This window comes from Butyricimonas sp. DFI.6.44, assembly GCF_022132345.1.
GTDB classification, from domain to species: domain Bacteria; phylum Bacteroidota; class Bacteroidia; order Bacteroidales; family Marinifilaceae; genus Butyricimonas; species Butyricimonas muris.
Genome location: NZ_JAKNJD010000024.1, coordinates 1 through 22,038 on the forward strand (window position 1 = coordinate 1; position 22,038 = coordinate 22,038).

Consider the following 22,038-nt stretch of genomic DNA (forward strand, 5'->3'; position numbering starts at 1 on the left):
TAGGAAAAGAAAAAAAGAGGACTGCCAACATTTTATTGTTAGACAGTCCCTTTTTCTTTATTCTTCCACGTATATTTCCAGCACCCGGCTTACTTCATCCGGGTATAGCGTGACATTTTTGAAACAGGCGGGTACAAGTACGGTTTCGCCTTTATTTACCATGACCGGCTCGCATTCTCCCGTGGAGATTGTGAACTTTCCTTGAATACACATGTAAATCACGAACGAATCAAGGTGCACGTATTCTTTCTCTATATCCCTATCGAAGACAAGTAGATTTGTCGTGAAGTAGGGACATTTCACCAGTTGCACGGATTTATTGTCGTGTGGCGTGTAATCTACCTTGTGTTTCGGGTAATAGTGGTAGTCGATCACGTCGGTTGCCAGATCTGTATGCAATTCCCTTGTATGTCCCTCAGCATCTTTCCGGTTGTAGTCATATATCCGGTAAGTGATATCGGAAGTTTGCTGGATCTCGGCGATATAACATCCTTTCCCGATGGCGTGGACAAGTCCGGCAGGGATAAAGAAGCTGTCTCCCTTTTTCACTTTTTCCGTATTCAATATATCCATGAGCCTGTTCGAGTGCAGGGCTTGCAGGTATTCGGCCTTGTCGGTTGCCTTGTTGAATCCCATGATCAACGAGGCGTCTTTCTCTACATCTGCGACATACCACATTTCAGTCTTCCCGTAAGCGTTGTGGCGTTCCTTGGCGGTTTCATCGTCGGGATGTACTTGAATCGAGAGATCGTCATTCGCGTCAATGTATTTGATCAATAACGGGAATTCTACGCCGAACTTCTCGTACACCCGGTCGCCGACCAGATCACCCATGTAGACTTCAATCAATTCCTGCAAATCATTGTCGGCCAGAATCCCGTTGGAAACAACGGATATGTTATCTTCCACGGCGGAAATCTCCCAACTTTCACCAATAGATTCCTCGTGTTGTTCACTCTTGTAACTTAATCTTTCCCCTCCCCATATCTTTTTTTTGAGAATCGGATGGAATTTTAACGGGTATAGCATGATTTATTTCTTTATTAGGCATAATTATTGTACAGAAAACAAAGATAGGAATTTTGTAGTTGGGGTTTATGATTTATGAATTAATTTTGTGGCAAGAATTGCGAGAATAAAATAAAAACGGATAAGAATGAAGAAATTAGGTATGTTAAGCGTCATCGTGGCAGGTATATTCCTTGGGGGGTGTAGTGATGACGATAAAGAGTTCCAATTGGATACAAACCGGATGACGGGAGTGGATTGGTATTATAACGGGGGAGCGAGCAATAATAGGCTTTCATTCACGGATGAAAGTGTATTGGATATAAATCGTTTTGATAAAAATGGTGAAATAAGGGGAATTGATATGCGGGTGCAAGTTGATACGGTGGCCGGAGTTTGGAAAGATGAGGGACTGAACACGCTTGCCGTGGAATGGAAAGATGGAATCATGGATAAATGGACCGTGACTAAATGCAATTCCAGTAATTTTGTCGTGAAAAATACGTGGGGAGAAAGAAAATATGTAGTCAAACCATCTTATCTTCAAGATTTAACGGGAGATGCTTTTTGGGAGAATTATTTTGACGGGGATGAATTTAAAACACGTTTAGGTTTTCGGGTGACGGGGAATAAAAGCTTGCGTGCGGGGTACGTGTATGCTTTGTTGTCTGATACCAAGGCCGGGCAGGTAGAATTGAAGGATAAAAATCAGAATAATATCTGGCAAGGTAATATTGAAACGCCCGTGGAGGAACGGAGAGTGCGTTTCTCTTGTCGTGTCGGTAGTGATAATTACGTGAAGTTTGACGAGCGAATCTCGGGTATGAATTTTGAGCCGTTAAGGCGTACGGATATTGATTTCAGTTGCAATATCGTGAGTGTATCCAATAAAAGTTGGAAATGTGCATGGAAAAAGATTAATGGTGAAAATGTTTGTTACAAAATAGAAGTGTACAACGAAGAGAAAGAAGGGGATGTTTATTTCGAGAGCTATTTGTTTACTTATGATGGTGAATATTCTTTTGACGGTAGTTCAACAAGTAAAGTTCCGAATAGACTGAAAGATATAGATACGCGTAAACACTATCAAGTGCGTTTGACGGCTTTCATGTTGGAACCCGGAGTCACGTATAATAGTATGACGGCTGAAAATAGGGTGCAGGCAACCGTGTCCGTTACTTGTGCTTTGAGCGTGCGATAAGGTTGCTTTCAAGATTAGAAAAGGCTTTGGCGTTGCAACAAGAGTGTAACGCCAATTTTTTTGCACTTGACGTGTCGATTGCTATTCCGGTGTTATGTAAGTGTTATTCGGGAGTTGTAGCCTATTCTCTTCCTGTTTTTAGTTGATTCTCTTATGGAAACAGAAGAAAATCCCGTATGGCTTGTGCCAGTTTCTCCGGTTGTTCGCTATGAATCCAATGCCCGCATTGCGGGATTTCTTTCAGCCGGGCAGCCGGGAATTGTGCTTGCAGGCAATTGATGCTAGTGATTAGGTTCGACTGCTCACCTTTGATAAATAGAATCTCTTTGTCGTAAGTGTCGTGAGTGAGTTTTCCCGGGCAACCGCTGATTTCGTCAAAATGTTGGCTGAGTACTCGGTGGTTGATTTTCCATTCAAAACCGGAAGCAGTTTTCTTGATATTTTTCAGGAATAACTGTTGGGAACGTTCCGTTTTGAAATGTTGTTGGATGGCTTTTCTTACTTCTTCCCGGGTGGTAAAACGGGTAAAATCGAAATTTGCCATGAAATCAATGATCTTGTAGTGACTACCTCCATCCTGTTGCGAGTAGGATACAGGGGCTATATCCACGACAATAGCTTTGTTCACGATGTCCGGTCTTTTGAGTAATAATGCCATCACGATCTTGCCTCCCATGGAATGCCCCACGATATGTGGAGGTACGGGAAGGCGTAAATCTTCGATCAGTTCGATGATGTCGTCGCTCATGACCTCGTAATTCATTTCGTCGGCATGAGGAGATTGCCCGTGATTCCGAATATCCGGCAAGATGACTTGAAATCGGTCTTCTAATGAATGGGCTACGGGAAGCCAATTCTCGGATGCTCCCCATAAGCCGTGGAGTATAATTAATGGGGTCCCCTCTCCTTGTTTTCTAAAATATAACTTCATACTAATTTGGTGTACTTCAAGATACAAATTTACGAAGAGGTTGCAAATAATGCTAGTTTTTCTTTTTTTCTTTGTAAAAGTCCTCAAGGTCGTTAAGGCTCTTGTGAATATTCCGGATATTTTTGGATGTATAGGAAGACACGGAAAAACCAAAAATGATTCCAGTTGCAATAATTATTACAATCAACGATAGAAGTAGAGGTGTCAGTGTGTTGAAATAATAATAAAGCCAGATACTGGATAATATGAAAGCAAGTGGAATGGCAGAAATTGTTTCTCCCTGTATCCATTTTTTGTACTGGATAATGATTTTGGATAATTCATATATATTTTGGTTTTCAATATCAAATTGCTTTAATAGGGATACTTTTATAATTTGCCAAATGCTTGTGAGCAGTAAAAAGGTGTTCAGAGTTATGAACCATATGACAGGAGTATAAGAATATGCAACTGCATAAATAAGACAATTGATAGGGATTAAGGATATGGCTAGGAGCAATCCTTTCATTTCCGTTTTATATATCTTATTGAAAGTTGTATTCGTGCGTTCTACAAGCATCTGTTGTATGAGTTTTTGATTCAGTACCTCGGTTGCTTCTAGACGTTTGTTTAATAATTGCCAATGTTGTTTTAAGTCTTCGAGTTCCATGGCATGTGCTTTTAGTGATTAGACATTTTTTTCATTTTTTCTTTTACCCGACTTAGTTTGGTGGCAACATTGGTTAATGACATTCCCATAATGTCTGCGATTTCTTGGTATGACTTTTCTTCCAGATATAGTAATATAAGGGCTTTATCCAGATTGCCGAGTCGGTTGATAAGATTGTATAACTCATGGATTAATGAGATTTCGTTTTCATTTTCTGCGATCATCTCTAGGTTGGTAGAGAGAGGTACGAATTTAGGTGAACGTGAAAAACGTCTGTAAAAAGTGACACAAGTATTTAGTGTGATACGGTATATCCAAGTGGAAGTCTTACACTCGTTCCTAAATTTGGGGAAACTCTTCCATAGGTTAAGCACTGATTCTTGATACAAGTCATTTAAGTGATGATTGTCAGTAGAGTATAGATAACAGACTTTATAGATTACTCGCTGGTAATCCTCGATGATTGTGATAAATTCATTCTCTAATTCTCGATAGTCCATGATTTTATATCTTTTGCACTATTAGTCGCACTGTATGGCAAAAAATCACAAGTAAGGTAAAGAAAATAATGCATAAAAAAAGACCGCTTGAAAGCGGTCTTTTTTATATAGAACTAAATAAAAATTAGTCTTTCAGTTTGGCTTTCAAGAACTCTCTGTTCAAGCGGGCGATGTGCTCGATAGAGATGCTCTTCGGGCATTCGGCCTCACAAGCTCCAGTGTTGGTACAGTTACCGAATCCCAGTTCGTCCATTTTGGCAACCATCGCTTTTGCACGGCGTGCCGCCTCGATCTTTCCTTGCGGGAGAAGGGCTAATTGGGATACTTTTGCTGCCACGAACAACATGGCTGAAGAGTTTTTACAAGTAGCGACACAAGCCCCGCAACCGATACAAGCGGCTGCATCCATAGCTTCGTCCGCTGCCGGTTTGGCAATCGGGATAGCGTTACCGTCAGGTACTCCACCCGTGTTCACGGACACGTATCCGCCGGCTTGCAGGATTTGCTCGTAAGCGGTACGATCCACGATCAAGTCTTTGATTACCGGGAAGGCTCCCACGCGCCACGGTTCGATAGTGATCGTTGCGCCGTCTTGGAAACGACGCATATGCAATTGGCAAGTAGTCACGTCGTCATCCGGTCCGTGTGCACGTCCGTCGATAAACAAACTACATGTACCGCAAATACCTTCGCGGCAATCGTGGTCGAATGCCACCGGTTCTTTGTTTTCGCTCACCAATTGTTCATTCAGAATGTCGAGCATTTCAAGGAATGAACTGCCGGTTGAAATATTATGAATCTTGTAGGTTTCAAAACCGCCTTTTGACTTCGCGTCTTTTTGACGCCAGATCTTTAGGGTTAGTTCTTTTAATATTTTATCTGCCATAACGATTTTCATTTAAGATTATTTATAAGAACGTTGAGCAACCTGAATGTTTTCGAACACGAGCGGTTCTTTATACATTTCGGGTTCTTTGTTTTCTCCCTTGTATTCCCAAACGGAAACATACTGGAAGTGCTCGTCATCACGTTTTGCTTCTCCCTCTTCGGTAACGGACTCCAAACGGAAGTGTCCCCCGCAAGACTCGTTACGATCGAGAGCGTCCAATGCCATCAAGTGTGCGATATCGATAAAGTCTGCCACGCGTCCTGCCTTCTCAAGCTCGTTGTTCATGGCGGTAAACTCTCCGGTCACGCGCAAATCCTTGTAAAATTCTTCTTTCAGTTCGGCGATTAACTTGATAGCTTTCTTCAAGCCTTCAGCCTCACGCGCCATTCCGATATAATCCCACATGATATGTCCCAACTCTTTGTGGAAGTGATCGGGAGATTTCGTACCCTTAATATCATACAATCTGCGCAAGTGGTCAGTGACGTTCTTTTCAGCGGCGTCGAATTCCGGCGTGTTGGTTTTGATTTTCGGGGTTTGAATATCGTGAGCCAGATAGTCACCAATGGTGTACGGTAAAATGAAATATCCGTCAGCCAATCCCTGCATCAACGCGGAAGCTCCCAAACGGTTAGCCCCGTGGTCAGAGAAGTTACACTCCCCGATAGCGTACAATCCCGGGATTGTGGTCATTAAGTTGTAGTCTACCCAAAGACCTCCCATGGAGTAGTGGATAGCCGGGTAAATCATCATCGGGTTGTGGTACGGGTCAACGGCGGTGATTTTCTCGTACATCTGGAACAAGTTTCCGTAACGTTCTTCGATTGTGTGTCTTCCCAAACGGTCGATAGCGTATTTGAAATCAAGGAATACAGCCTTTCCGGTGTTGTTTACCCCGAATCCGGCGTCGCATCTTTCTTTAGCGGCACGAGAGGCAACGTCACGCGGAACAAGGTTCCCGAATGCCGGGTAACGACGTTCCAAATAGAAGTCGCGGTCCTCGTCCGGGATATCGTTCGGGTTCAGGGTTCCCTCTTGCAATCTTTTGGCATCCTCGATCTTTTTCGGTACCCAAACGCGTCCGTCATTACGTAATGACTCGGACATCAAGGTCAGCTTACTTTGCTGATCCCCGTGTACCGGGATACAAGTCGGGTGAATCTGCACGAAACAGGGGTTCCCGAACATGGCTCCGCGTTTGTATGCTTGCCATGCGGCACTACCGTTACATCCCATGGCGTTGGTCGACAGGAAGAACACGTTTCCGTATCCACCGGTAGCCAATACAACGGCGTGTGCCCCGAAACGTTCGATTTTTCCGGTCACAAGGTCACGGGCGATAACACCTCTTGCCTTGCCGTCCACTACAACGATGTCAAGTACCTCGTGACGGGTATATGATTTGATTTTTCCTTTTTCGATCTGACGATTCATGGCACCGTAGCAACCCAACAATAATTGTTGTCCGGTCTGACCACGGGCATAGAACGTACGACTTACCAACGCACCACCGAAAGAACGGTTGTCCAAAAGACCGCCGTAATCACGAGCGAAAGGTACACCTTGTGCGACGCATTGGTCAATGATGGCGTTACTTACCTCTGCCAGACGGTAAACGTTGGCTTCACGTGCGCGGTAGTCACCACCCTTGATAGTTTCATAAAATAGTCTATAAACAGAGTCGTTGTCATTCGTGTAGTTCTTTGCAGCGTTGATACCTCCCTGTGCGGCAATAGAGTGAGCGCGACGGGGAGAATCCTGATAGCAGAATGTGGTCACGTTATAACCTAATTCAGCAAGGCTGGCTGCAGCCGATCCACCGGCAAGTCCGGTACCCACGATGATAACATCTAATTTTCTTTTATTAGCAGGGCTAACAACTCCGATATGTGCTTTATGATTCGACCACTTCTCGGCTAACGGTCCTGCTGGTATTTTAGCATTTAATTCTGTCATAACCTTAATAATTTTAGATTTTAAATTTTAAATTTTAAATTTAGATCGTTGATTCCTGCAATTTAAAATCTACAATCTATAAATTTAAAATTGTGTTAGTTCGCTAGTCCAAGCATGAAATAAAGCGGAATGATGCTGAATCCTGCTGCAATGATGAAAGCGAAAATTTTAGCAACACACTCTAATCTTTTTCTCCATATCTGGTTGCTGAAACCGATGGATTGGAATGCTGACCAGAAACCGTGAGTCAAGTGAAGTCCAAGGAAAATACCGCCTAAAATGTAAAGCAGGCAATAGATTACGCTTGACTGGAATAATCCGGCGACTAACGCGTAAGTGTTTTCCATTTTCACCCCGTCCACGATAGTTTCGGCTAGTGGCGTTCCTAATGAAGGGAATTTGATATTCCACCAGAAGTTCCACAAGTGGATTACAAGGAAAATCAGTACTAATGCGCCTAGAATATACATGTTTCTGGACGACCAAGTACAGTTACCTGCTTGGCTGCGGCGATCGTACTTGATAGGGCGTGCACCTCTGTTTTGAAGAGTCAGGATAGAAGCCAGCACGATATGGAAGATAAATCCGATAGCAAGAATCGGTTCCACGATCTTGATAATAGGATTCGTTGCCATGAAATGGGCTCCAATGTTAAATAACTCTCCACTATTATCTACTATCAACAGTAGATTTAGTGCCAAGTGAACGCACAAAAACGCAATAAGAAAAAGACCTGAAATACTCAGGAGCATCTTTTTCCCAATCGACGATGTTAAGAAATTGCTCATAATGTAGATCTATTTATTTGATAACTATTTGTATTCTGTATTCGTGCACAAAAGTATCTTTTTTTCTGTCATTTTGAACCGCTAAAGCTATTTTAAAATCATTCTAAATATAAAGAATTTTTTCTCTAATGAATGGGTTCATAAAGTTTATAAAGTTTATAAGGTTTATAAACTTTATAAAGTAATGGACCCCTGCGGGGCGCTTTGTCCACGGCAGCATAGCTGCCGTTAAACTCTGTCCGAAGGACACCCGTAACCTTATGAACCTTATAAACTTTATGAACTTTACAAACTCTATCTTCCAATCGATTCGTAAATGATTTCTTGAATTTTTGTCCGGATATTCTCCTTCATGAGTTTGGTGTTGAACTCGTTAGGATAAGTTCTGTTGGAAAGGAATATGTAAATCAATTGGTTTTCAGGGTCATTCCATGCGATAGCACCTGTAAAACCCGTGTGTCCGTAACTCGTGCAGGGGACTCCGTCACAAGTAGGGCTTGTTCTACCGGGAAGAGTTTCCGGTTTGTCGAACCCCAAACCTCTCCGGTTTTGTTCGGGGGATAGTTGAATAGAAGTGAAAAGGTCGATGGTGGTCGAGTCTATCATCCGCTCGCCACCGTATTGACCGTGATTTAGATACACGCTCATGATTTTTGCCAGATCTTCTGCCGTGGAAAACAATCCCGCGTTGCCTGATACGCCTCCCATTAACGCTGCAAGGGGATCGTGCACGTAGCCTTTTAATTCCGATTTCCGGAATACGTTGTCATTACTGGATGGAATTACCCGATCCATGTCGAGATTCAGATGGGCGTTGAAACCGGAGTTATAGGCTCCCAGTTTTTTTAGAAAATGATCCCGAAGATACATATCGAAAGGCGTGACGGTTTGTTCCTCCACGATATCTTTAAGTAGGACAAACCCCAGATCGCTGTACGTGTATTTCTTTTGCGGTAATAAGTCCGTGTTCAAGATCAACGAATGGATAGAGTCTTGGAAATGGCGGTGCATATAGAAATGGGGGGAAACCATAAGATAATCCTCCCCGCCTTTAAAGCTGAATGTGCTGTCCCGGTATCTGAAGTTGGGATTAATGTACAAGCGATCTCTGAGTTTCTTCGTGTTTGTCTTCGTGTATCTGGTCGTGAATAATCTTCCTTGCATCTTTTCCCAGTCAATCGCGTGATGGAAGAATGAAAAGGAAGCTTTTAAGCCCGCGTTGTGCAATAATAATTCCCGGACAGTCAAGTCTTTTTTGTTGGACTGTGATATCGCGTAAGAATAACGGGCGATAGGTGTATCCAGAGCTATTGTCTGTTGATCGTAAAGCATCATCACGGTCGGGAGAGTGGCAGCGATCTTCGTGATGGATGCGATGTCGTATATATTATCCGTCGTGTTTGCCTTTTTCTTGTCATAGGTATTGAAACCGAAAGCCTTGTTATATACCACGTACCCGTCTTTAGCCACGAGCACTTGACAACCGGGTGTCGCTTTCTCCCGGATAGCAACTTGACAAATGCTGTCAATGCGGAGTAACGTTTCCGATTGCATCCCGCTGCTCTCCGGTTTATGGTATCCCAAGCGTACTTTTGGAGTTGACAGTCCGGTCCCGACGGGGAAATAGTAGTTGATGCTCACGGGTAATTTCCCGTTCACGTTGATACCCCCGAAAATCGCTTGCGCGACAAATTCTTGCGCCGGGCTGTCATGGGAATAACTCACTAGGATGGCGTCCAAGGGCAGATAACTGTATATATCCAAACCGTAGGGAGTTGCCGGGTGACAGAAAATGACCCGTTTCCCTTTCAATTGTTTCAGTATATTCGATAACGCTTGCGATGCCCCGAACTGTCGGGATGTGGTGTTCCGTGCGGCGCTATTGTACACGATCACGCAATTGTAATCGGATAAATCTTTCAATAATTTTTCTATGGCATCTTTACTCGCTCCTGCACGAATGGAAAAATGAGAGCAAGGCGCGTATTTTTCCAGCATGTCTTCAAACGCTTTGGCTTTCCTGTCGCCAAAATTGAGGGATGCGATGCGCAACGTATCGAGATGCGTTAGAGGAAGTAATAAGTCTTTGTTCTGTATCAGCGTGATAGCCTCCGCGTAGGTTTCCTGTAATAAAGCTTGATCGGCAGGGGTATTTAACCGGGCGGACAGCATGGTCGTATCGATCATGCCGACGTTGGGCAACACGTATTTCTCTTTCGCGGCAAGGACTCGGCGACATTTTTCGTCAATATCTTCTTCCGTGAGAATACCCTTGTGTATGGCTGCTTTTACCTTCTTTACCGTGGCTTCCACGTTTTCGGGGAAAAGCAGGATGTCGTTACCTGCCGACAGGGCTTTGACGTCAGCTTCACCGGGAGAATTTCCTTTGGTTACCCCTTTCATGTTCATGGCATCGGTAAAGCATAGTCCGTCGAAATGCATTTTTTCCCGCAGCAATTGAGTTACGATGTGATGGGAAAGGGAAGCGGGGATATTCGCCGAATCGTAAGAGGGAACATTCAAGTGCGCCACCATTACACCGGGGATGCCTGCGGCTATCAGTTGCCGGAAAGGGTATAATTCCACCGTGTCGATACGGGCGACCGAATGTCTGATAAGAGGTAAGGCAAAATGCGAATCCGTGTCGGTATCCCCGTGTCCGGGAAAATGCTTCGCTACTGGCATGATTTGCTGGGATTCCAGACCTCGGGTATATTGCAGGGAGCGGTTGCCAACTTCGTCTTTTTTCTCCCCGAACGAGCGAATACCGATAACCGGATTTTTAGGGTTGACGTTAATATCTGCGACGGGAGCGAAGTTTACATGAATGCCCAGTGTGTGGCATTGTCTGCCGATGGCTTGCCCGATGCGATATATCAGATTCGTGTCGCGAATAGCACCTAGCAGGGTTTGATTCGGGAATTCCATAGCCGGCTTTATACGCCATCCGACTCCTTGTTCTGCGTCCATCCCGATCATTAGGGGAATGTGTGCCCGTTGCTGGTAGTCGTTGGTCATTGCGGCTTGTTTACTTGGAGTGCCTTGAAAGAAGATAATACCACCGATATGATATTTCTCGATTGTTGCACCCAATTGCTTCTCGTACAAACTGTCCTTGTTGCTGTATGCGGCAATCATGATCAATTGTCCGATTTTCTCCTCCAAGCTCATGGCATTTAAGGTTGAATCGACCCATTGTGATTGTGCTCGTCCTGCCAAGGGACAAACGAGTAAACAAATTAAACCGAAAAACAGGAAAAAACGCATTAGATTTTAGATTTACGATTTTAGATTGAAGATTCCGAGATTAACAAAAATAACTTGTAACTCGGTTAGTATAGAAAAGTGCGGTAAACAATCTTGTTTGCCGCACTTTTCTATACTAACCGAATAGATTATTTCAACAATTCAGCAACTTTTTGCTTCAATGCTTCGCCTCTCAAATTTTTAGCGATAATCTTGTTGTTCTCGTCTAACAATAATGTTGCGGGAATACCGGTAATGCTATATAATTTAGCCGGTTCGGATTGCCAACCTTTCAAGTCTGAACCATGTTTCCATACCAGACCGTCGTCAGCGATTGCTTTTACCCAAGCTTCTTTGTTGTTATCTAAAGAAACACCGAAGATTTCCAAGCCTTTAGGTTGATATTCTTTGTAAAGAGCAACAACATTCGGGTTCTCTCCGCGGCAAGGACCACACCATGATGCCCAGAAATCAACTAATTTCACTTTACCTTTGATGTCATACAGTGAAATAGATTCTCCTTCCGGGGTTGTAACCGTGAAGTTCGGGGCAACTTGTCCGATAGCCGTTTTTTCCAGTTTAGCGATTTGGTCTGCGATCGCTTTTCCTTGAGTGCTTGCTTTTGCGTTTTCGCCAAGGAGATCGAATCTTTCCTTCAATTGCTCGTATTCCATTTGTCCCATGGCAGATGCAATCACGAAAGCGGCTACATAAGTGTCAGAGTTAGCTTTGAGCAATTCAAGTTCTTTTGCTTGAGCGGCTTCAACGATTTTACCGAATTCCTCTTGGATAGCTTGCATTTTAGCTTGATCTTGAGTTTGAGCGGCTGCTTGATATTCGCCATTCAATCTCATTTGCTCTTGCATGATGCCTTGGTTTATCTCTGAGAATTGGTTAAACAATTTTTGAGCCTCACCACCTTCTATTTTCAAGCCGGATTGATCCGCGTTTACCGTGATGTTTGTGTTTTCAAGCATAACCGGAATACCGCCTTGTTGACCGGGGAAAACGATATAAGCTGCGGTGATTCCGTCCACTTTACCGGTGAATTCGAAAGCGCCGTTAGCGATATCTGCTTTAGCCAAAGTATCCACTTTGTTATCCGCGAAAGTTACAAGTGCAGCTTTAGGAACTTGTATCCCTTGAACGTTTCCGGTTACTTTGAAACCGCTTTGTGCGTTGCATGCTGCAAGAGTCATACTAGCAGCAACGATTGATAATAAAATCTTTTTCATGTGTTTTAGTTTTCTTAAATAGATATTTAATATGCCATTAATTAATCTTGGCTTTCATAAACCACAACTCTTTAAAGGCAATGTTTATTCTTAGTTTTACGTATTTTTCCATGATCTGGTTATTACGGTGCGTACCTCTCACTCCGAAGTCCACGGCAACTCCTAGCATCAGTTCTTGGTAAGGTAAACGGATAGGAATTTGCGAGCCGACAGTTACTCCATAGGTGTTGATATTGGTTGAATTGAAATTCAGATGGGATTTAGTGAAATAACCACCTGCCATATATTTATTTCTTTGCCACCAGTAACGTCCTAATGCATTGGGTTGAAAAGAAGCCCCTACGGCTATCTTGTGGTAATTATTGAATTCTTTTTCAGCATCAAATTCCTCGTAAGCAGACATTTTTTGGAAAGTATAATCACCGGAGAAGAACCACTTTTTGTCGTATTGATAAGCTGCTCCGGCAATAATTCTGAACGGGTAAAATACCTTCCCGTTATTCCAAGCTTCATCGTTTAGAGTATAATATTGTCCACTGGTATTACTAATTTTGTTAGCAAGATATGTTTTACGCCCATGTAACGGAGTTCCGAAATTGAAACTTGTACCTAGTGTGATTTCCGATTTATTTTTGATTGTTATAGGTAATTGTGCTCCTAAAGTGAATAAAGCTCCTTGTAGATGAGTTAGCGTTTGTGTTTTCAAGTAATAACCACTTGTCATTGGTTGCATTATCAAGGTTAGGCGGTCTTCTATTTTGCCAAAAATGTAAGAAACATTTAAGCCTAAAGAAAGTTTCCCTAATTGATAACCACCCCCAATATAAAATTCATTTAATCCACCTTGGCCTTCTAGCTGCTGTAAAGAATATACTGGGTAGTAAGGATCGGCTCCGCTGACTGGGTAGGTGTAATACAAATCAAATCCTCGGTCTGAGCGTTGGGTTAATCCCAATGACATGAATAGTTTGTTATAAATGCGGAAAGCCATGTTTACGGAAGCGTTTTGAGCCACCTTGTAAGTTGCGTGTTGTTTATAAGTTGAGATATCCACGTGTTCACCTGTTATTCCCAATTGGAAATAGAAACGGTTGGAATCTAATGCTGTATAGGAAGCGGGATTTAAAAAATTGATATTGTAATTATCACGCATAGCGGCAGAAATACCTCCCATTGCCGTGTATGCACCGTAATTATCGGGCAATAAGCCGAGTGCGTATTTAGAATAAGGTGTTCCAGAATTATTCTGTCCCAACAAACTTGTGGATAAAAAAAGTAGTAAAGCGAAACTTATAAATATATTTTTCATAATCCGTTAATAACAAAAGAGAGTACTTAAATTACTTGTAATTGGCGTAGTAAATTCGTAAAATCGGAGTTTTATCAATCACAATGCGGTCAAAAGTTGTTGCAACTGCTCCAACCATGGTGAGTGTTTCATCATATCCGATTTGTCGGGGTACGCCAACTAACCCAATCAACAGGTTTAGTTGGGGATCTATATCGGAAGCAGAGGTGACTACTGAATTGTAATAATCGGTAATATCAATCACGTAAGATTTAGAATCTTGATAGTCTGGATTTGCCTGTAATGTCGCAGTCACTGAATTACCTGCCATGTCTGTCAATGCAGATCTCAAGCGTCCGTTTCGGTCTAAATTGAAAATTTGGAGTGTAGTGTTTTTTAATTCGGGAATATCTTCAGCGTTTCCGACAATTGGTTTCAAAACAATTTCAGCTTTTAATATTGTTTTATACGCATCATTATTGGCGATGTAAGGTAGCTTCATCTTGAGTGCATAACCGTTCATCCCTTGGACTACTGCTTGTCCATTTACGGAGAATGGAATGGAGTCCTTCCAATTTACCCCCTCTAACCATGGAGTGGGAGTATGTTTGATATTCGTGAATGAGAAATAAGAGCCTAAAGATGAATTTATTGTAGCAAGTGCTGGTAAAGAAAAACTTCCTGTACTTTGGTCGCTACCCGCATGATAGTGGCAGATCAATGCTGCTTGAGATATATCAATTGGAACTAATGCTGTGTTGGTCGAGGATGGAACGATTGTCAATCCTTTAATGAAATCGCGGATAAAATCCATCGGTCTTTCAAAAATAGGATCTTGTGCCTGCATTCGATCGAAAATTTCACGTCCTAGTTCATCGTTTAATTTGAAATATGCATTCCGGTTTCCAAGTCCCGGGTTGTTGAAATAATCATTGTCAAACCGTATGTTTAATTTTTCTGCCAACGGTTTGTCTGTATCATAGAGCATACTGTCTGTATTAAATATGGCAGGTTCATCATAATTGATTTTAGGGTATTCATTGAGTCGATACAGCGTGTATGTTTGCATATTAACAGTGTCACCGGCAATTAATTTCATTGACGTGTAGTCAAACGGGAAATTCATGGTCAAGGAGTCGTAAATATATCCTTTGTCTACGTCAATTTTCGTTATTCCGCTACTGGCTATTTGGAAATAAGGGGTAGCGGTAACCTCTCCGGTGTACTTATCTTTTATATGTCCCAAGGAGAGTCGGCTTGAATTCATTACAGAGGATAAAGTGTAGAGATCCGTGGGAAAAGAATCCAAACGAACTGTAGATGTTTCTGTTATATCAAAAGACTGGATCTCGATAAAACCCTCGGCGGGAATCATCGTGTCCCCAATGGTATTTAGGTCATTGTTGCAAGAAAGTAAAGCAACGAAAAGGCTTGCCAGAAAAAGTATTCTCATCTTTTATTTTTATTGATTAAATCAAGATGCGAAGGTATAACTATTTTCCAAAAAAACGACAAATGCATCCCTCATTTTATCTGAATAACTTGAAAAAAAAGAGAAACATGATATATTTCGTCCGTTTTTTTATTGGATTTGTTTTTTTAATGTGTAGTTTTGCCTACTGATTTCGTGAAATGATGATAAATTGATACGAAGAATAATAATAAACTTTAGTTAAATAAACAAGTATGAGAACATTTAATTTATTGGTTCTGGCTATTTTAGGCTTATTCATTACAGCATGTGATGATGATGATCATTTAGGAGACTGGGCAAAGGCAACTCAATTCAGTGGTGCTCCCCGTCAGTCTTCAGTTTGTTTTGAATATGGAGAAGGCGAAAATAAAGTAGTATTCGTTGGGTTGGGGTATGGAGCGCGAGGTGAAGAATTCAGCGATATGTATGTTTTTGAAAATAGGTCCTGGAAAGAAATTGTTTTCTCGGAAGGAGAAGGGTTCCCTGCACCTCAAAATCCTCTTCCCCCAAAAGACCTAGCGGAAGGAAAAGAGAATCAAAACGGGAATGGTCGTCATTCTGCTGTTGCTTTCGTGATTGGAGAATGGGCTTACGTGGGAACTGGATATGTAAGTACATACACGGGTTCAACAGTTTCTTCGGAAAGTAGGGCAAGGACGTATTTTAACGATTTCTACCGTTTTAATATGAAAACTCGTAAATGGGATCAGGAGTTCAAAACGTGGTTACCAGAGGGTGCGTTAGGACGTCGTGATGCCGTGGCGTTTAGTGATGGCACTTACGGGTACGTGGGAACAGGAGCCGGTGAAAATGACCGTGTGTTCAAGGATTTTTATCGTTTTGACCCGAATGGAAATGGAGGAAAAGGCGAGTGGACTGAAATTGATTTCATTGGTGAAGCTCGTTATGGCGGTACGGCTTTCGTGATTAACGATGCCGCTTATGTTTGTTTAGGTGCATCTACCATGGGAGCCGGTAGCGGGGGAATGGTGTATGATGTTTCTAAATTTGATTTTAAAACAAAGAGTTGGAGTCCGATGCAGGCTTTGACGGATAAACCGGGAGTTAAACAAGATAAGGATTATCCTCGTATTCCTCGTAGATACGCTGTATCTTTTATTTCAGATAAAGGTTCTAATGGAAAAGCTTATGCTTATATAGCAACAGGAATTGGAAGTAATTCAAACACGGTTTGGAGATATAACCATGAAAAGGATCAATGGCATCAGATGGAAAGTCTTCCTTCTACATATTATGCAACGGTTGTAGGTGCAGTTGGTTTTACCGTTGATGGTTATGGCTTTTTCTCCTTAGGTGCTGCTACTATTGATGCCAATAGTGGGTTTATGGCTGATACTTGGAGATTTATTCCGGATGTGAAAGAAGATCGTGCAAATGATTATGCTGTGGATAACAACTTCTAATGTAGAATATTTTTTACAAGGTTAATAGAGGGTGTACTTAATACACCCTCTATTTTTTTTGAGTAATGTTATGACAAAGTTGTTTTGGTTAAAGCATTTTATCATGAATTTTTGGAAACAGAAAGGGTGTGTGGATATTTTTCTTGTCAACAAAGCATATGTTAAAACAGAAAAGCCGTACTGAAGCCGTGGTAAATTCGGTGTAATAATCTCTCCCGTTCGTTTGTGCCTTGTTCCCACTCTTATGTTGCTATAATCTTTTATATGCCAACATAACAGGGGAAATGGAGTGAGAACGGAAAAGGAGGATTATTAGGGATAATCTTCTCCGGTTTTACAGTGGATTCACTGTATATTCAGGGGTATTCTACCCTAATCCTATCCTAATAATACCTCATGTCGCTTACTGGTTACTTTATTTACTGTTTCATCCCCCGTCGAGAAGGGTGGTGCGAGGGGAGTGCTAGCGGGTTGTAAGTGCCGAGAGGTATTATTGGGGTAGGAGTACCTTAGGTTATTGCCGGATAAACGGATGTGTCGTGTTTGAATAAAAATGCCGGAATAGAAAAGTAGAATGACTCAACAGATAAGTTCTCCTGTTCATTTATTTTCCATTTTTATTTCGTTGTTGCCTCAATGTTTACTGTCGCAACATCGGGGCAACAACGAAGCAAGAACGAGAGAAGGACTCGTTCGGTTTATTTATCCATTTTTATTGGTGAGGTATCTATTAGATACACGTGCTAGTAAGAATTTTTATTATCTTTATGCCCCAAATATTGATATTATTCCGCATGAAGAAGTTTAGTATTATTATATTTTTCTGTTTGGCGACCTTGGGAGTGTCGGCACAGTGGAACACGGCGAATATGTTGCGCGCGGGGAAGAGCGCAATTATGTTTGATGATTACGTGAGTGCGATAGAAAATTTCAACAATATCCTTCGGGTGAAGCCTCGTTTATCGGAACCGTATTTTTTCCGGGGATTGGCGAAGCTGAACTTGGACGATTTCGAGGGTGCGATACGGGATTACACGGAGGCGATAGAGTTGAACCCGAATTATTTCCATGCTTATATGTACCGGGGTATCGCTTACCACAACATGAAGCGATACGAGGATGCCATGAATGATTACAACACCGCGATCTCGATTAACCCGGGAGAGGCGTACGTTTATGCTAACCGGGCGATAACGGAGGCGGACATGGGTGACTACAAGAGCGCGGAGAAGGATTACTCGAAGGCGTTGATTATAGACAAAGAGTTGTTGCCGGCTTACCTGAATCGTGCGATTATGCGGGAGAAGCTGGACGATTGGGAGGGGGCTATCGAGGATTGCAATATGGCGATCAAATTGAATATGTTCTCGGATGATGCTTACGGGTTGCGGGGGTACCTGCATTTTAAAGAGAAAAAGTATCATGATGCTATCGAGGATTATAATAAGGCGTTGAAGATTAACCCGCAGAACAAGCGTATATTAATGAGCCGCGCCATCACGTGGTACGAGATGAAAAAATTCCCGGAGGCGATGGAAGATTATACTGCCGTGTTGAAGGTGGATAGCACTTATGCTTACGCTTATTACAACCGGGCATTATTGAGAGCGGAGATAGGGGAAACGAACAAGGCTATCGATGATTTGGACCAAGTGCTGGAGATGAACCCGGATAATATATTGATTTATTTTAACCGGGGATTGTTGAAAATGGAGATTCGGGATTATACCGGGGCTTACAATGACTTCTCTGAAAGTATCTCGCTGTATCCTGATTTCGTGAAGGCTTATTTGGCAAGAGCCGCGGTGAGCGGTGAGATGGACGATTTCGCTTCAGCCCGACAGGACAGGTATAAAGCGGAGGAGATCATGGATCGCTACAAGAGGATGCAAGAGGGGGATAAAAACGCGTTGGTTGATACGACGGAAAATTTCCGGCGGTTGATAGATATAAACTCCCGGGATGACCGGATGAAGGACGTGATCAACGGGCGTATACAGGATAGAAACGTGATTATCGAGTTGCAGGATATGTTTGTCGTGCAATATTTGGCTTTAGATACTTTGCGCAAAGGGAAAGTGCAGTATTTCGACAAGCGGATTATGAAGTTTAACCAAGAGCATAATTATAACCCGGCGTTGACGATATCCAACAAACGCTTCGATTACCCGAGGGAATTCGAGGACGAGTATATTGAAACGCTATCTTCCAAGATTCGGAAGAACAGAAGTGACGTGGACGCGTTGCTGTTGAGAGGTTCGTTGTACTTGAATCGCGGGGATTACACGAAGGCCATAGAGGATTTCAAGACGGTAGTGGAACGTGACCCGAAACATTTGTTCGCTTTAATGAATCTGGCTAGTGCACGGGCGAAAATGTACGATTATATCGAGTCGATTGAAGAAAAGACTTCTCGTGTGGTGGGTGAGGAAGAGAAAGTGAAACGCGTGGTGGATTATTCTCTCGTGCTGGAAGGTAATAACAAGTGTCTGGAGATTGATCCGGATTTCGCTTTTGCCATGTTCAATATTGCTAACGTGTATGCCAAGAGCGGGAAGATAAAAGAGGCTATCGATATGTACACGAAAGTCTTGGAACTGGATAAAGATATTGCCGAAGCTTATTTTAACCGCGGGTTATTGCATATCTATCAAGGAGATAAAAGTGCTGCCAACGTGGATTTGAGTAAGGCGGGCGAACTTGGGCTGACGGATGCTTACAGTATTATCAAACGTTATTGTTCCGTGGAGGAGCAATAACGTTTGATAAGTTGCAGGTTGAATTTGCCTGCGGCAAGTTGCAGGTTACAAGTTGTTTTTGTTAATCACTGAATCCTTCAATCTAAAATCATAAATCTAAAATCGTTTAATTCTCCACTCTTTCGGGTAATAGTTGTTCAGGCGATTGCCGGCTTCTTTTACCCAGCCGAGGGCGATGCCTTGGTACATGATTAAAACCCACGCTCCTCTTGGGGCATCGAAACGAATGTCTTCCTTGCGTAAGTATTGGAGGGCGGTGGGGAGGTCTACTTCTTGGCGGGTGATGTGCTGTTTCTGAAGATTGTGGAGCAAAGCCAACGAATGTGCCGGGCGTGTTGTGCCTTTGACGGATTCGCCTATCTCGCAACCTTTGTAGATAACGCCCGCTTTGGATTCCAGGTATTGGATGAATTCCGCGTGACGGGCGGGGATGATGCCGAGCGTGCTTCCTGCCAGATAGGGCATGTAGTTCGCGATATCCGGTAAAAGCGGCAAGATGTCGGTCGGGAGTTTGGGCGTCTGGTTTTGAGAACTCCGTTTTTCCTTTTTCAAGGTAAACGGTTGTCCGTCTTTTTTTCGGATAACACCCATGAATAAACCTTCTCCGGCAGATTTATGGGGATAGAAATGATAGCCGTGAACGGATGTCGGGGTGGGGATTATTCCCGGGTAGTCGTGTTGGACTTCGACGGATTCGGCCTCGAAATTGTCGAGTACCCATGAAAGCATGTCTTCGTTTTCGCCGGGATTGTAGGTACAGGTGCTGTACACCAGATAACCTTCGGGTGCAAGGGCATCCCATATGTCCGCTATAATCCGTTTTTGTCGTTCTTCACACAGGCGCAGGTTGTTTTCGCTCCATTCCTCGATGGCTTTTTCATCTTTCCTGAACATGCCTTCGCCGGAGCAGGGGGCATCTACCAGAATGATGTCGAATGCTCCTTTCATCCCCGAGAAACGAGCGGGGTCACTGTTCGTGACCACGATATTATCGTATCCCCATTTTATAATGTTTTCTTTTAATATGGAGGCTCTTGATTTGATTACCTCGTTGGAAACCAGCAGGGAGCCTGTCGGGAGATTGGCTGCCAACAGTGTTGATTTTCCCCCGGGAGCGGCACATAGATCCAGTACCCGAAGAGGCTTGTCCACGGCGATTTGTCGAAACACGGACTGTAGAAACATGGAAGAGGCTTCCTGCACGTAATAGACACCGCCATGCAAATAAGGATCAAGCGTGTAGACCGGACGTTTTCTCAAATAGTAGGCATCGGAACACCACGGTACTTGCCCGTCAATTAATTCGGGGAAAGGAAGGGGTGTTACTGTCTTCGCTGGGTTTACCCGGATTGTTGCCGGAGAGGGGGAGTTTAACGCTTCAAAAAAAACTTCCGACTCGTTCCCCATGATTCGGTTCATGCGCTCGATAAATGCTGGTGGTAATGAAATCATAAACATTTTGGATTATGGCGACAAATTTAATGATTTATTTGTTGATATGTTTTAACTTTGCCGGGAAGAGTTTAGTTATTGTAGATATAAAGATTTTATATACTTCGTTCGGGATAAGAAGAAAGGGAGAAGGAGGCGAGGAATGCGAGTAGGCTGAATTTGAAAATTAAAATTAGAAGACAGTGGAGATTTACGAGAATTTTAATTTAAGGGAATATAATACATTTCATATAGACGCGAAGTGTAAGTATTTCGTGAGATGCGAGAAGGAAGAGGATTTGTTGGAGTTTGTCGGCTCTTACGAGTTGAAGCCCGAGGAAGTGTTGATTTTGGGAGGCGGGAGTAATTTTCTTTTCACGGAAGACTTTGATGGGGTTGTTTTTTACCCGATGATGCAGGGGTACGAGATTGTGGAGGAAAATGAACACGACGTTCTCGTGCGCGTGGGGAGTGGTGTCGTTTGGGACGATTTCGTGGCTTGGGCGGTAGAACACGGCTACGGGGGAATAGAGAATCTTTCCTTGATTCCCGGGCATGTCGGGGCTACCCCGGTGCAGAATATCGGGGCTTACGGGGTGGAAGCGGGAGAGTGCATCGTGACGGTGGAGGCGGTGGATATCGTGAAGGCCGAGAAAGTGAAGTTCGACGCTGCCGAGTGTCGGTTCGGTTACCGGGATTCGATATTTAAACACGAGTGGAAGAACCGCCACGTGGTGACTTACGTGACATTTCGACTGACGAGGCAACCTGTTTTTCGGTTGCAGTATGGAAGTGTGCGGGATGAAGTAACCCGCGCGGGAGAAGTCACGTTAAAGGCAGTACGGGAGGCAATTATACGGATACGGGAGGCAAAGTTACCTGATGTGAACGTGTTACCGAATGCCGGAAGTTTTTTTAAAAATCCGGTAGTTGAACGAAAAGCGGCAGATGCCCTGTTGGCGGAGAACCCGGGGATGCCGATTTATCCGGTGGATGATGAGCACGTGAAATTAGCCGCGGGATGGTTGATAGAGATGTCCGGATGGAAGGGGAAAGGCATCGGGAATGCCGCCGTACATGACAGGCAGGCTCTTGTGCTGGTGAATAAAGGAGGGGCAAGTGGCATAGAAATTGCTCACTTGGCTAACGAAATAAAGAAATCCGTGTTTCTCAAATTCGGAGTTTGGTTGGAGCCGGAAGTTTATGTTATTTAGTGATTTATGATTTACGATTTTTGATTTGAAAAAAATTAAATCAGT

At 43.1% G+C, this 22,038-nt stretch carries 17 protein-coding genes; 5 read left to right on the forward strand and 12 right to left on the reverse strand.

The annotated features are described in order from the left end of the window. Positions 1 to 57 precede the first annotated feature (57 nt). Positions 58 to 1,029: a type I phosphomannose isomerase catalytic subunit gene (locus tag L0M98_RS22160; RefSeq protein WP_227217866.1), complete on the reverse strand. Its 972-nt coding sequence runs from the start codon at positions 1,027 to 1,029 to the stop codon at positions 58 to 60. A gap of 127 nt (positions 1,030 to 1,156) precedes the next feature. Here L0M98_RS22160 and L0M98_RS22165 point away from each other — a divergent pair, with 127 nt between their 5' ends. Further along, the gene (locus L0M98_RS22165; RefSeq protein ID WP_186977187.1) at positions 1,157 to 2,209 is read left to right on the forward strand and encodes a hypothetical protein; all 1,053 of its coding nucleotides are present in this window, start codon (positions 1,157 to 1,159) and stop codon (positions 2,207 to 2,209) included. Between the two features lie 151 nt (positions 2,210 to 2,360). Here the strand turns inward: L0M98_RS22165 and L0M98_RS22170 are convergent, their stop codons facing one another. The 10 genes from L0M98_RS22170 to L0M98_RS22215 all read right to left on the reverse strand — a co-directional run bounded on the left by L0M98_RS22170 (position 2,361) and on the right by L0M98_RS22215 (position 15,144). After that, the gene (locus L0M98_RS22170; RefSeq protein WP_227217865.1) at positions 2,361 to 3,140 is read right to left on the reverse strand and encodes an alpha/beta fold hydrolase; all 780 of its coding nucleotides are present in this window, start codon (positions 3,138 to 3,140) and stop codon (positions 2,361 to 2,363) included. Positions 3,141 to 3,192: 52 nt separating this feature from the next. Further along, a complete protein-coding gene (locus L0M98_RS22175; protein WP_227217864.1) occupies positions 3,193 to 3,789 on the reverse strand; it encodes a hypothetical protein in 597 nt (198 codons plus the stop codon). Between the two features lie 11 nt (positions 3,790 to 3,800). Then, positions 3,801 to 4,289, reverse strand: a complete 489-nt coding sequence (locus tag L0M98_RS22180; RefSeq protein WP_227217863.1) for an RNA polymerase sigma factor — start codon at positions 4,287 to 4,289, stop codon at positions 3,801 to 3,803. Positions 4,290 to 4,413: 124 nt separating this feature from the next. Next, entirely contained in the window at positions 4,414 to 5,175 is a 762-nt protein-coding gene (locus L0M98_RS22185; RefSeq protein ID WP_099290051.1) for a succinate dehydrogenase/fumarate reductase iron-sulfur subunit, read from the reverse strand. 18 nt (positions 5,176 to 5,193) lie between these two features. Beyond that, positions 5,194 to 7,134 carry a fumarate reductase/succinate dehydrogenase flavoprotein subunit gene (locus L0M98_RS22190; protein WP_186977183.1) on the reverse strand — a complete coding sequence of 647 codons (1,941 nt, stop codon included), beginning with the start codon at positions 7,132 to 7,134 and terminating at the stop codon, positions 5,194 to 5,196. A gap of 95 nt (positions 7,135 to 7,229) precedes the next feature. Further along, positions 7,230 to 7,922 carry a succinate dehydrogenase cytochrome b subunit gene (locus L0M98_RS22195; RefSeq protein WP_099290019.1) on the reverse strand — a complete coding sequence of 231 codons (693 nt, stop codon included), beginning with the start codon at positions 7,920 to 7,922 and terminating at the stop codon, positions 7,230 to 7,232. A 294-nt stretch (positions 7,923 to 8,216) separates the two neighbouring features. After that, complete coding sequence (locus L0M98_RS22200; RefSeq protein ID WP_227217862.1) at positions 8,217 to 11,189, reverse strand: glycoside hydrolase family 3 N-terminal domain-containing protein; 2,973 nt, start codon at positions 11,187 to 11,189, stop codon at positions 8,217 to 8,219. Positions 11,190 to 11,317: 128 nt separating this feature from the next. Beyond that, on the reverse strand, positions 11,318 to 12,403 hold the full coding sequence (locus L0M98_RS22205) for a TlpA disulfide reductase family protein (protein ID WP_099290021.1): 1,086 nt from the start codon (positions 12,401 to 12,403) through the stop codon (positions 11,318 to 11,320). 37 nt (positions 12,404 to 12,440) lie between these two features. Continuing rightward, positions 12,441 to 13,712: a hypothetical protein gene (locus L0M98_RS22210; RefSeq protein WP_227217861.1), complete on the reverse strand. Its 1,272-nt coding sequence runs from the start codon at positions 13,710 to 13,712 to the stop codon at positions 12,441 to 12,443. A gap of 31 nt (positions 13,713 to 13,743) precedes the next feature. Next, entirely contained in the window at positions 13,744 to 15,144 is a 1,401-nt protein-coding gene (locus tag L0M98_RS22215; protein ID WP_227217860.1) for a DUF4270 family protein, read from the reverse strand. Between the two features lie 233 nt (positions 15,145 to 15,377). Here L0M98_RS22215 and L0M98_RS22220 point away from each other — a divergent pair, with 233 nt between their 5' ends. Together L0M98_RS22220 and L0M98_RS22225 are read left to right on the forward strand one after the other, a co-directional pair. Continuing rightward, positions 15,378 to 16,589, forward strand: a complete 1,212-nt coding sequence (locus tag L0M98_RS22220) for a Kelch repeat-containing protein (protein WP_227217859.1) — start codon at positions 15,378 to 15,380, stop codon at positions 16,587 to 16,589. Positions 16,590 to 17,383: 794 nt separating this feature from the next. Continuing rightward, the gene (locus L0M98_RS22225; RefSeq protein ID WP_227217858.1) at positions 17,384 to 19,348 is read left to right on the forward strand and encodes a tetratricopeptide repeat protein; all 1,965 of its coding nucleotides are present in this window, start codon (positions 17,384 to 17,386) and stop codon (positions 19,346 to 19,348) included. 96 nt (positions 19,349 to 19,444) lie between these two features. Here L0M98_RS22225 and L0M98_RS22230 read toward each other — a convergent pair whose 3' ends face one another. Next, entirely contained in the window at positions 19,445 to 20,800 is a 1,356-nt protein-coding gene (locus L0M98_RS22230; RefSeq protein ID WP_227217857.1) for a methyltransferase RsmF C-terminal domain-like protein, read from the reverse strand. A 14-nt stretch (positions 20,801 to 20,814) separates the two neighbouring features. Here L0M98_RS22230 and L0M98_RS22235 point away from each other — a divergent pair, with 14 nt between their 5' ends. Together L0M98_RS22235 and murB are read left to right on the forward strand one after the other, a co-directional pair. Further along, complete coding sequence (locus L0M98_RS22235; RefSeq protein ID WP_227217856.1) at positions 20,815 to 20,952, forward strand: hypothetical protein; 138 nt, start codon at positions 20,815 to 20,817, stop codon at positions 20,950 to 20,952. Positions 20,953 to 20,982: 30 nt separating this feature from the next. Further along, positions 20,983 to 21,993, forward strand: a complete 1,011-nt coding sequence (gene murB, locus L0M98_RS22240; protein WP_227217855.1) for a UDP-N-acetylmuramate dehydrogenase — start codon at positions 20,983 to 20,985, stop codon at positions 21,991 to 21,993. Positions 21,994 to 22,038: the final 45 nt, after the last annotated feature.

Coding starts and splice junctions, on each gene's coding strand:
- L0M98_RS22185 (WP_099290051.1), bottom strand. CDS start 5,175: ATGGCAGATAAAATATTAAAAGAACTAACCCTAAAGATCTGGCGTCAA.
- L0M98_RS22195 (WP_099290019.1), bottom strand. CDS start 7,922: ATGAGCAATTTCTTAACATCGTCGATTGGGAAAAAGATGCTCCTGAGT.
- L0M98_RS22175 (WP_227217864.1), bottom strand. CDS start 3,789: ATGGAACTCGAAGACTTAAAACAACATTGGCAATTATTAAACAAACGT.
- L0M98_RS22210 (WP_227217861.1), bottom strand. CDS start 13,712: ATGAAAAATATATTTATAAGTTTCGCTTTACTACTTTTTTTATCCACA.
- L0M98_RS22225 (WP_227217858.1), top strand. CDS start 17,384: ATGAAGAAGTTTAGTATTATTATATTTTTCTGTTTGGCGACCTTGGGA.
- L0M98_RS22165 (WP_186977187.1), top strand. CDS start 1,157: ATGAAGAAATTAGGTATGTTAAGCGTCATCGTGGCAGGTATATTCCTT.
- L0M98_RS22205 (WP_099290021.1), bottom strand. CDS start 12,403: ATGAAAAAGATTTTATTATCAATCGTTGCTGCTAGTATGACTCTTGCA.
- L0M98_RS22170 (WP_227217865.1), bottom strand. CDS start 3,140: ATGAAGTTATATTTTAGAAAACAAGGAGAGGGGACCCCATTAATTATA.
- L0M98_RS22235 (WP_227217856.1), top strand. CDS start 20,815: ATGGCGACAAATTTAATGATTTATTTGTTGATATGTTTTAACTTTGCC.
- L0M98_RS22160 (WP_227217866.1), bottom strand. CDS start 1,029: ATGCTATACCCGTTAAAATTCCATCCGATTCTCAAAAAAAAGATATGG.
- L0M98_RS22220 (WP_227217859.1), top strand. CDS start 15,378: ATGAGAACATTTAATTTATTGGTTCTGGCTATTTTAGGCTTATTCATT.
- L0M98_RS22200 (WP_227217862.1), bottom strand. CDS start 11,189: ATGCGTTTTTTCCTGTTTTTCGGTTTAATTTGTTTACTCGTTTGTCCC.
- L0M98_RS22190 (WP_186977183.1), bottom strand. CDS start 7,134: ATGACAGAATTAAATGCTAAAATACCAGCAGGACCGTTAGCCGAGAAG.
- L0M98_RS22215 (WP_227217860.1), bottom strand. CDS start 15,144: ATGAGAATACTTTTTCTGGCAAGCCTTTTCGTTGCTTTACTTTCTTGC.
- L0M98_RS22230 (WP_227217857.1), bottom strand. CDS start 20,800: ATGATTTCATTACCACCAGCATTTATCGAGCGCATGAACCGAATCATG.
- L0M98_RS22180 (WP_227217863.1), bottom strand. CDS start 4,289: ATGGACTATCGAGAATTAGAGAATGAATTTATCACAATCATCGAGGAT.